Origin of the sequence: Hymenobacter sp. UV11 (assembly GCF_004684095.1) — a bacterium.
GTDB lineage: Bacteria > Bacteroidota > Bacteroidia > Cytophagales > Hymenobacteraceae > Hymenobacter.
The window spans coordinates 1-9,075 of record NZ_SRII01000034.1 but is presented as its reverse complement, the minus strand read 5'-3'; the positions used below and the strand labels follow the sequence as shown (position 1 = coordinate 9,075).

At 52.8% G+C, this 9,075-nt stretch carries 10 protein-coding genes; 4 read left to right on the top strand and 6 right to left on the bottom strand.

What is annotated here, in order from left to right:
• Positions 1–147: 147 nt before the first annotated feature.
• Positions 148–2,043 carry a relaxase/mobilization nuclease domain-containing protein gene (locus E4631_RS25340; protein WP_133655862.1) on the bottom strand — a complete coding sequence of 632 codons (1,896 nt, stop codon included), beginning with the start codon at positions 2,041–2,043 and terminating at the stop codon, positions 148–150.
• Complete coding sequence (locus tag E4631_RS25335; RefSeq protein WP_166647942.1) at positions 2,036–2,326, bottom strand: MobC family plasmid mobilization relaxosome protein; 291 nt, start codon at positions 2,324–2,326, stop codon at positions 2,036–2,038. The genes E4631_RS25340 and E4631_RS25335 overlap by 8 nt, the downstream gene beginning before the upstream one ends.
• 487 nt (positions 2,327–2,813) lie before the next feature.
• Here E4631_RS25335 and E4631_RS25330 point away from each other — a divergent pair, with 487 nt between their 5' ends.
• Entirely contained in the window at positions 2,814–3,251 is a 438-nt protein-coding gene (locus E4631_RS25330) for a hypothetical protein (RefSeq protein ID WP_133655864.1), read from the top strand.
• 432 nt (positions 3,252–3,683) lie between these two features.
• Positions 3,684–4,652: a replication initiation protein gene (locus tag E4631_RS25325; protein WP_133655865.1), complete on the top strand. Its 969-nt coding sequence runs from the start codon at positions 3,684–3,686 to the stop codon at positions 4,650–4,652.
• Positions 4,653–4,670: 18 nt separating this feature from the next.
• Here the strand turns inward: E4631_RS25325 and E4631_RS25320 are convergent, their stop codons facing one another.
• The 3 genes from E4631_RS25320 to E4631_RS25310 form a co-directional block, all read right to left on the bottom strand.
• Positions 4,671–5,114 carry a hypothetical protein gene (locus tag E4631_RS25320; protein WP_240735242.1) on the bottom strand — a complete coding sequence of 148 codons (444 nt, stop codon included), beginning with the start codon at positions 5,112–5,114 and terminating at the stop codon, positions 4,671–4,673.
• Between the two features lie 325 nt (positions 5,115–5,439).
• Positions 5,440–5,943: a hypothetical protein gene (locus E4631_RS25315; protein WP_133655867.1), complete on the bottom strand. Its 504-nt coding sequence runs from the start codon at positions 5,941–5,943 to the stop codon at positions 5,440–5,442.
• Between the two features lie 212 nt (positions 5,944–6,155).
• Positions 6,156–6,407, bottom strand: coding sequence for a hypothetical protein (locus tag E4631_RS25310; protein ID WP_133655868.1), 252 nt, complete (start codon positions 6,405–6,407; stop codon positions 6,156–6,158).
• 1,118 nt (positions 6,408–7,525) lie between these two features.
• Between E4631_RS25310 and E4631_RS25305 the strand changes: the two genes are divergently transcribed.
• Entirely contained in the window at positions 7,526–7,711 is a 186-nt protein-coding gene (locus E4631_RS25305) for a hypothetical protein (RefSeq protein WP_133655869.1), read from the top strand.
• Between the two features lie 134 nt (positions 7,712–7,845).
• Here the strand turns inward: E4631_RS25305 and E4631_RS25300 are convergent, their stop codons facing one another.
• On the bottom strand, positions 7,846–8,322 hold the full coding sequence (locus E4631_RS25300; RefSeq protein ID WP_135318677.1) for an SMI1/KNR4 family protein: 477 nt from the start codon (positions 8,320–8,322) through the stop codon (positions 7,846–7,848).
• A gap of 227 nt (positions 8,323–8,549) precedes the next feature.
• Between E4631_RS25300 and E4631_RS25295 the strand changes: the two genes are divergently transcribed.
• The gene (locus tag E4631_RS25295; protein ID WP_133655871.1) at positions 8,550–8,918 is read left to right on the top strand and encodes a hypothetical protein; all 369 of its coding nucleotides are present in this window, start codon (positions 8,550–8,552) and stop codon (positions 8,916–8,918) included.
• The last annotated feature ends 157 nt before the right edge of the window (positions 8,919–9,075 follow it).

Below are 9,075 nucleotides of genomic sequence, written 5' to 3'. Positions count from 1 at the left end.
ATACGAGCTCTATGGCTCCCAAACGTCCGAATCTTACTCCCCTCTTTTCCGGCTCAATTGCCGCAAATACGGCAGGTAGGCAAACATAGGATAAACGACCGTTCACAGCATGTAAAAAGCGTTTTCCCCTATTCTACTGGCGACCTTTTACCGCCCACCGTAGCCGAACCCCTGGCTTTTGCCGGGGGTCCGGGCCTGCTCCCTTTGGGCGTCCTGCTGGCCGGGGGCTTGGCGCTGTGCCCGGTCGGCCTCCTTCTCCTGTACCTGGTACCCCGGCTGTTTCGCGGCCCAATCCAGCATGAGGCTGAGCTGCTTCACTTCGCTACGCGGCTGCTCCATACTGTACTGCACGGTTAGCTCGATGACCCGATTACCCTGCGCATCAACCGTACTACTTGCTGAAACAGTAGCCCCTTTACTCGTCAAGCTGCGCTGCAACGCGTCGGCGCGGCCGGTGGCCTGACTGTCGCCCACCGGCTCCTGCACGCGCACCACCAGTTGCCGTTCGGCCTCGCGTTTGGCCGCGTACTCCGTCAGGCTCAAGCCCACCTTCTCCGGTTGATAATAGGTGCGGGCGTCAAACCCGATGGGTGGGGTCGGCCGGGCCGCCGCTTTGGCGGCGCGGGCAAAGGCCAGCAAGTCCGGCTCCAGCAGGCCGGGCAGGGGCCGGGCCTTGTCCGTGAGAAACTGCAATTTTTCCTCGGCGGCCCGCGAAGCCGCGTTTTTTCCCCAAAAGCCGCCTTTCGCCTGCTGCTGCAATTCGGCTTGCTTACCGTAGCTAGCGGCCCACTGGTTCGCGTGCGTCTCCTGCGCGGCCACCTGACGGGCCAATTCTGTCCGCAGCGCCGCTAGGCTGGGGTCGCCTTTCATCGCCTTCACCACGGCGGCTATTCCTTCCTCGTTCGGCTGCGCCTTTAAGTGCTGGCTGTACGAGTCAACAATCTTGTTACGGGCCTGAATGGGTGCGTTTTGCTGGGCTAACTCAGCCGTATAGTTCTGGTGCGCTGCCTGCCACTTGCGCTCGATGGCCGGTAGCGCGGGCACTTTGGCCGCCTGCGCGGCCTGGCGCTCGGCTTCCTGGCGCTGGGCCAGCTGCACCGCCTGGCGGTCGGCCTCCTGGCGCTGGGCCACTTGGGCAGCCTGCCGCGCTGCTTCCTGCTGCTGGGCTACCTGCGCGGCCTGGCGTTCGGCCGCCTGCCGGTGGGCCAGCTGCACGGCCACTTGCCGTAGCTCCTGCGCGGCGGCCTCCTGGGCCGCGGCTTGGCGGGCCTGCTCGGCCTGCTGGCGCACCTGGTTCACGGCCAACTGCTTGTCGAGGCCGGCCAAACTGTACTCCCGCGCCACAGCGGAGCCTTTGAAGGCGTGCCCGTCCTTCTCGAAGCCGATACCGACGACGGTGCCGGCCTTGGTAGCGTACTCCCGGACGGTAATATCCTGAGCCCGCAACGTGGCCAGCAGCGCCGGCCGGTCCGTGGCCGTGGCCAGCGCCTGGTGCAGCGCCGCTTTCACCTCGTGCCGGGCTTTGTCGGCCCCTTCCAAGTGCTGGGGGTGTTGCTTCTCCACCCGTAACCCCTGGGGCGGGGTCAGCTCGTGCCGCTGAATCAATTTGGTCAGGGCCTCCTTCGAGCGCAAAAAGCTGTTGCTGTCGCTAATCGTGTGCCCGTCGTCCGCTACCCGGTTGGCAATGATGTGGACGTGCTCGTGGCCGGGGCGGTCGCGGTGCCGGATGATGGCGTACTGCGTGCCGGTCAGTTTCATCTCCTGCAGGTAGTCCTCGGCAATCGCCCGCATCTTCTCGCCCGTGAGCTTGGCCGCGTCGTCGGGGTTAAAGCTGAGGGAGGTATGCCACACGGCCTTGCCCAGTTCGGGGTGCAGCTGCCGGCCCAGATTGAAGTCGGCTATCATGTGAGCTATGGTGTCCGTGCGCACGCCGGCCGAGCCCAGCAGTTCCGCTTGCTTGTCGACCTCCTGGCCTTTGTGGCCCTCTACTAAGTAGCGCGCCAGCCCCCCGAAGCTGCGGCCGATGACGGTCCGGCTAATCATCGCTGCCCGCCGTGCCGGTGTAGGTATCGAGCAAAGCGCTGAGCTGCTCGGCAGCCTGCGTCACCTGGTGGGCCACCGCGCCGAACCCGTCCTGGTGCCCGCGCTTAGCCAGCTGGTTCAGGTTAGTGGCCATGCCCGCCAGCTGCCGCAACAGCCCAAATTGCTCGGGCGTCAGCCCCTTCCGTTGCGGCCTAGTCAACGACCGAACGACTACCGCCAGCGGACGGCCGCTGGCTTTCGCCAGGTCTTTCAGCTCCGTATACGTGGCTTTGGTGACGTGCAAAACGATTCGCTCCGTCCGCTTGTCGGCGTCGGGAATTTCCTTTCGCCCACCTCTAGCCTTACCGACTCGGGGGCGTTTGGGAGCGGGAACTAAGGGCAGCGTGGGGTCCATGCGAGAGGTCTTTTTGCGACGATAGGAGCAAAAAGCAAGACGCTAATAGGCACTATTAACACGTCTTGCTCCGTCACTATAGAACATACGGGAAAGGGGCCACTAGGGATGCGCGCGCACTAGGGCTAAGGTTACTATTCCCCACTGCCCCCAGCAACTGCCTTAGGATAGCTAAATAGCTAATCAGTATAAAAGCTGTAGCTGGTTAGCTTTTTACTTTCAGTAATTAGCAGCTTTCTACTTGTAGCTTTTTAGCTTTTTAAGTAGATAGGTACAAAACAACAAAAAGGGGAAAAAGAATAGCTAAACTTGCTGGCTTGTACGCTCGTTCAAAGCTGAAAATAGCTCTCCTTTTCCTGGTCTTTACTCTACCCTCATGGCCGACAAAACCCCTCATCCAGCACTCGCTGATTATCTTCAATCCATCAGCCAAGAGCCCCTGACGGCTTCCCCAGCGGCCGACTCGGCTTCGGTAGTAGCTGGTCAGCACCTACCCGCGTCAGCTATTCCGTTGGCCCCTGCGGTGACGTCTGTGGCCCTCAAAGCCCCCGAACCAGCTCCAAGTACCTCGGCGACTCCTGCGTCGCCTCAGCCGCGTCCGTTGGCCTATTTTACGACTCCTGCCCAAGAGGTCACCAAGAAGCAAAGCGTGTACCTGCCCGTCGAGCTGCACCGCGCCCTGGCCACGGTCGTCAACTTGCCCGGCGTAGAGGTGAGCCTGACAGACTTGCTGGCCAACATCGTGCAGGCTTGGCGCGACGACCACCGGGCCGAAGTCCGCAAACGGTACAGAGAAGGCGAAAAAAGCATATAAGCCCGTCAATTGTGCCTTTATAAACTATTGATTGCTAATTACGTAGTTTATTTACTATACTCGCAAGACACTGGCTTCTAGATATTTGTTGTTTTTGTTTGGGCTGCGCCGCTCACGCCGATTTGAGTTATCCACATTCTGAAAGCCTTTTTCCCTCGCGCGAATCACAATTTGTGTATTTGTAAAGCTTTGTCTTATTTGAGAGGTCCACAAGGTATTGACGTACAGTAACTTGCAGCCTTCAAAAACGGCTTTTCGTGTAGTAAAAACGGCTTTTCGTGTAGTAAAAACGGCTTTTCGTGTAGTAAAAACGGCTTTTCGTGTAGTAAAAAACGGCTTTTCGTGTAGTAAAAACGGTAATTTAAAACGTCTATCGTAAATCATTAGCGTTTTTTACGTATAATTGCCCCTCAATCAGCTAGATATTATCTAATGGAGAAGGAGTTAGAGGTACGTCAGCATAACGCACTCACGAATGCCCGCTATGAATACACGCAGTTGCAGCTAGACTTGCTTTTTTTCATCATCTCCAAGCTGCGGAAAGGCGAAACAGATACTGTCTACAAACTAGACATTATGGAGCTATCTAGCCTGACTGGTAAGCGATACAATGGGGCTTACCTACAAAAAGCCACGGCTGATATGGGTTCTCGTATGCTGGAAGTAGAAGATGCGAACGAGTATCAACAGCTTTGGATGTTCCAACGAATACGCTACCTCAAAGGGCAAGGAATCATTGAATTTGACTTAACTAAGCACGTTTTACCCTACCTATTTGAACTCAAGAACAACTTCACCAGCTACGCGCTGGCAGCTGCGCTTCGTCTCACTAGCAAGTACGCTAAGCGCATTTATCCGCTATGTAGCCAGTGGAAAGACCTAGGCGAAACAAAAAAGTATGACATAGAGGAATTTAAGAGGATGCTCGGTCTGATTGACGAGAAGGGAAATGACAAGGTTGAAAGGGTTAGCGATCTAAAAAGCAAGGTTTTAGATATTGCGGTTAAGCAAATCAACGAGCATACGGAACTCCACGTCAGCTACAAGCTAGAGAAGAAGGGTAAAGCTTTCAAAAACATCATTTTCACGGTCAAGCCCCAAGCCTTAGCCGAAACTATCCCCTTTGAACTGGTACAAGGCGCGGCAGCTCCGGCTGGCCTTCAACAGCACCAAGTAGACAACGCTGGCCGCCTGCTGGCTCAAATTGGCATCATCACGCCCACTCTCGTGGCTACTATCCTAGGCAATGCGGCCCACGTCGCGGCCTGCAACAAGTTCGCCCACGACATAAAGACTGGTAAGCACGCTAAGGCGCACTCGCTCTCGGGGCTGCTACTGACGGTACTGGGAATCAAGAAAGCCAATAGCGGGCCATTATTTGACAAGCCAGATAAAGCTTGAGTAATCGAGGCTTGGCTTCTATTCCCTACCAAATACTCTTTGCCAAAATCCCTTACGGGCTGGCTCAGCCATACGGGCCGCAATCCCTTCGACTAGCTGAGTCAGTTGCTCCACCTGCACTTGCAAGTCGCGGGGGCTGGCCGGCAACTGTGATTGGGTGAGCTGGCCTTGACAAAAGGACCGCACGTCCTCGTTTACAAACTGGCCCATTGTCTTACCAACTCGCTGTGCTGTCTTCTCGACAATAGCCCGCGTTTCAATATCTACCCCACGAATAGCCCACAAACCCGTATCGGGCGCTTTACGGGGCCTTCCTCCCTTGGATTTGGGTTTAGTTATGTTTTGTTCCGGTTCTGTTACGTCGCTTTCGGCCAGTGTTGCACTCAACTCCGGTTCTGTTGCGCCACTTTTGGCCAATGTTATACTTAACTCCGGTTCTGTTTCTGCGTCCTGGGGCTGCATGGCAGTTCTGTTAAACGTTTTGTTTAACAGCTAAAGTAGCGTGATTTTACGAGCAATGGTTATAAAAACTAAACTCTTGGTTTAGTTTTTATAACTTAAATATCTTTCTAACAAGTGATTACCAGCTGGGTGCCAATAGGCTATTCTCCTGCCTCTTGCTTGAGACACTCCCTGATTTTCCTTAATAGCCGAGTTTATAACGTTTATTGAACGTGCGTTTAAAGACTGTGAAATGCTCTCTCGCCAGTGTCTTTACGTATTGTAAACGGTCGTTCACAGTATGTAAAAAGCTTTGTCACGCTGCTTGAACGACTGTTTGGCTAAGTCATTCGCCTAATTGCCGGTACCCAACGAGCAATTCACGCTTAAGGGAGTCGGCCTTAGATTTCCCGATGGACTGAATCAAGGATTTACGAATGGCGCGGTATTTTCGGCTATTAGCGGGGTCCTGTCCGGCAAACACGGTGAGTTGCTGATTTAGGATGACCAGGTAGTTATAGGTATAGGTGCCGCTTCGGAAAGTAGGTGTTTTCCAGTGCGGTGACCGTAAGTAAAAGTAGTAAATGCCATTGCAGGCACCGGGCAGCTTGAGGGCTGGCTCGAGGGTGATGAAGGCAGTCAGCTGTCGAACGGTATCCGCGTAAGGATAGCCGCGTAACAAGTCATTTACCGGCTGGGTACAGAGACACGTGGCCACAAAGCGTTTGTCCGCCTCGCTATCCCCTCTGTTAGCCCGCAACTCTAATCGGGGTGAATGCTGGGCCAGCGTGACGTTCGCGGTTAAAACAAAGGCGGCCCAGGAGAATCCGAGAAAGAGGCGACTGAGCATGGATAAGAGAAAAGGCTTAATGATGAGCTTCTAGGCAATATGTTGCTCCTGCTAAAATACCACGTCGGGCGCAGCGGCCGGCCACGTCGAAACCACCACTATTCCGAGAGTTGTCCGGTAAGATGCGTTATGTAAAGTGGCTTTTCCAAGGATGAACAGCAGAAGTAATCTGTCGCCTTTTACCTGCAAAACCCTATTTGCCAGCCTAGTCGCTATTCCATTCCAATCATTCCAACGACCAGCGCAACAGCTAGCAACAGCAGTGTTAGGAAGAGGGTAAGCCCTAACAAAGCCGCTTTTTGCTTCATCGTGGCCCAGAGCGCTATACCAAACAAGCACAAAGCGGGCAGGCCAATACTACCGGTAAAGCCGGCATAGCGAGCAGCTGTTTGATAAGTCCAGGGAGCTGGTCCTTCGCCACCAAAAGGGTAGCCAGCTGTCTGTCTTAGGATGGCAACGGTCACAAATTCGGCCCCATACAGGTACGCCGTACCGCCTGCGAGGGCGATAGTCAGAAGGGCGAGTAGCCAAAAGGAGATTGGTAGTCGCATGTGATGTGCGGCGACATTATTTGAAGCAGAATGTAGAGGTGGTGCTCCCATCGTTGTCACGTTTCTTAAACGAACTACTGTAAAACGTCTCAGGCTGCTCTAGCCAGTTGTTAAACGAGCGCTTTTAGAGCGGCATATAGTTCGTTAGAACAAAGTGAGGGAGCGCAACGCTCGGCCGCAGTAGTTTATGGGTGTTTACAAGCTTTTCGGGCTGCACTTTGTCCATGCGTGTGGTGCGGATTTGGACTAGGTAAAAGTGGCTCTTGCGATATGTAAAGAAGAAGGTGCGATCTACCCAGATGCGCGTACCATACTCGATAGAAAGTGCGAAGCCCGTCGGCGTTTTGCGAATCCAGTTCACGGAGAATCCTTGTCGCTGAGCTTGACTCGGAAAGTCGATTGTGTGAACAAGTTGCCGGTGCCGGACGAGCCGGAGTTGATGCGCAGCACTATCTCTTATGCGGACTAGTTGATAGCCATTGGGTAAGGATAGTCGTTGGAGCGTGTCAGCGGGAATAGCTGTTGGGGAGAACTCACCGCTAGGTAAGGGAGGTAGCATAAGACGCGCCACTGGTAACAACAGTCGAAGACTAGACAAAGAGAGCATGGGTAAATGTAGGCTGGCCCCGAAAGGTGCGCCTTACTGACACCCCCTTTTCTAGCTTCTTAGACCCTCAACGCGGGCTAGAAATGCATCTGCTGCGTAATTTCTGAGCCACTCGCTCGGGAAGGGACTTTTTGAGCCCCTTCAAGGTGCGCCTTTCGGGGCCGACCTCTGCTACCCACTGGATTACTAGAAAGCCTACCTTCGCACTCGGCTCGTTTTTGCTTAGTAGCCTTGATTTACGCTCGTCACAATGAGGTCTTACAGTAAATATGCTTTAGAAAATCAAGTATGGGGAGTGGGATTGCAGTATGTCGAGTACGATATAGAATCCGGAGAACCACTTCGACAAGTGGAGGACTATGGTAACCTCATGCTATACTGTGAAATTGCCCCTGGCTCCCGAACAGAGCGCGGGACTTGTCACATGGCCGAAACCACCCTCAACCTAGCTAGCCAATATGAGGAGGACCAGGTCTTTCAAGTAGTTTTTGAAGCAAAGTGGCAGCAAGCAACTCGCTTCTTTGATAAACGTCTTGACCTCAGTCAGTCATACGACTTCACACCAAAGGATATTGCGGAAATTCTAAGCAAATTCAACTCTACTGAGTAGGCACTCAACACACCTTGACTGCTCATAGCTAGCCCTAGTCATTTGTCAGTCGTTGGTTTAGAAAATGTGACAAGCTCGGCTATAAAACCTAATTACCCCCTCTAACTTTTGAGAGGAGGATATTCGCTTATCCATTAAAATGTTAGATAAGTATCTGCCAACTGCTTTTCTAAAAAATCGAAGAAGTTAGCCGCATATAAGCGCGTATTTTCTCCTTGCGACACATAAACGGGTGATTCCGTTGCGCCTACAACTTGGGTTAGGTCAATGTAAAAGTCTTGCGCCTGGTCCGTATGCATGATTAGCAAGTGCTCAGCAGGCCAATGATAGTTTGCCCGAGCGTGTTCATTCACATACACTACATCGCCGCCAACAACCTGGTCGAAATCTAGCCTATAGATACTAAATATCTCATCTCCATAGATTTGCCCTCCTCCGTAGTGTTGAAGCCACCAACAGTAGGAAGCGGGAAACACCACCTTTAGACGCGTTTGTGCCTTCTCTATCCACTCCAGCGACGTGTACATTCCGAAGTCGCCAAAATCCATACTGTCTGAATTAGTCGCGATGAGGGTCTGAATATGAGTGGCGAACTGGTCGAAATCCTTCACTGTATTGAAATGCGATAGTAAAACTGCTCAAAAATAGTACTTTTAGGGCAATAGGAGAATGATTATTTCCCTACTGATTCCTTGGAAAAGCCACTTTACATAACGCATCGTCTCGGACACGCCTTGGAATCAGTGCGGTTTTTGGTCGAATTGGCTGCTGCGCTTGGTGTGGTACTTTCGCGGGAATACTCCTTAAAAAACAGTAACCCGTTTGCTTTCCTACACACATGACGCGCTTTCTTCTTGCTAGTAGCTTGCTTTTTTTGCCGTGGATAGCAGCAGCCCAGAAAGATCACCCAGCCCTTCCCCAGGAGGCGATGACAGCCAAAGAAGTGTTTCTGTGTAGCTGCATCAACGCTGGATTTCCCAAAGACAGTTTGCTATCCAAAGACACCAGCGGGCAACTGATAATGGAGCATGCTTTAGAAAATGGGCAGCATTCTTATGCGTACATGGGCAAAGTGGCCAGTTTGGGCAATCAAATCGCTCGTAGCTTTCCCGTGACGCCTTTTGGCACCCGCAGTGTATTTATTGGCTGCCTGCGTTACTACAAGAGCAAAGCTCTTGAACAAAAATTGAAGGAGTTTACTGATTAGTAGCTCCTTGCCGTTCAACCAATTGATATTTCGAGTAGGATAAAAGTCGTTTTACATTCTATGAACGGTGTTAAAAGTCAAGGATTGAGGGCAAGTTTTGACGTAAAATTTGCTTGATAGGGCTGGCCCGACTTGACAATGGCAAAGGCTTGCTTGA

Bases quoted from the DNA above. Each gene is read 5' to 3' on its own strand.
- E4631_RS25340 (WP_133655862.1), bottom strand. From the start codon at position 2,043: ATGATTAGCCGGACCGTCATCGGCCGCAGCTTCGGGGGGCTGGCGCGC.
- E4631_RS25330 (WP_133655864.1), top strand. From the start codon at position 2,814: ATGGCCGACAAAACCCCTCATCCAGCACTCGCTGATTATCTTCAATCC.
- E4631_RS25325 (WP_133655865.1), top strand. From the start codon at position 3,684: ATGGAGAAGGAGTTAGAGGTACGTCAGCATAACGCACTCACGAATGCC.
- E4631_RS25320 (WP_240735242.1), bottom strand. From the start codon at position 5,114: ATGCAGCCCCAGGACGCAGAAACAGAACCGGAGTTAAGTATAACATTG.
- E4631_RS25315 (WP_133655867.1), bottom strand. From the start codon at position 5,943: ATGCTCAGTCGCCTCTTTCTCGGATTCTCCTGGGCCGCCTTTGTTTTA.
- E4631_RS25305 (WP_133655869.1), top strand. From the start codon at position 7,526: ATGGCCGAAACCACCCTCAACCTAGCTAGCCAATATGAGGAGGACCAG.
- E4631_RS25295 (WP_133655871.1), top strand. From the start codon at position 8,550: ATGACGCGCTTTCTTCTTGCTAGTAGCTTGCTTTTTTTGCCGTGGATA.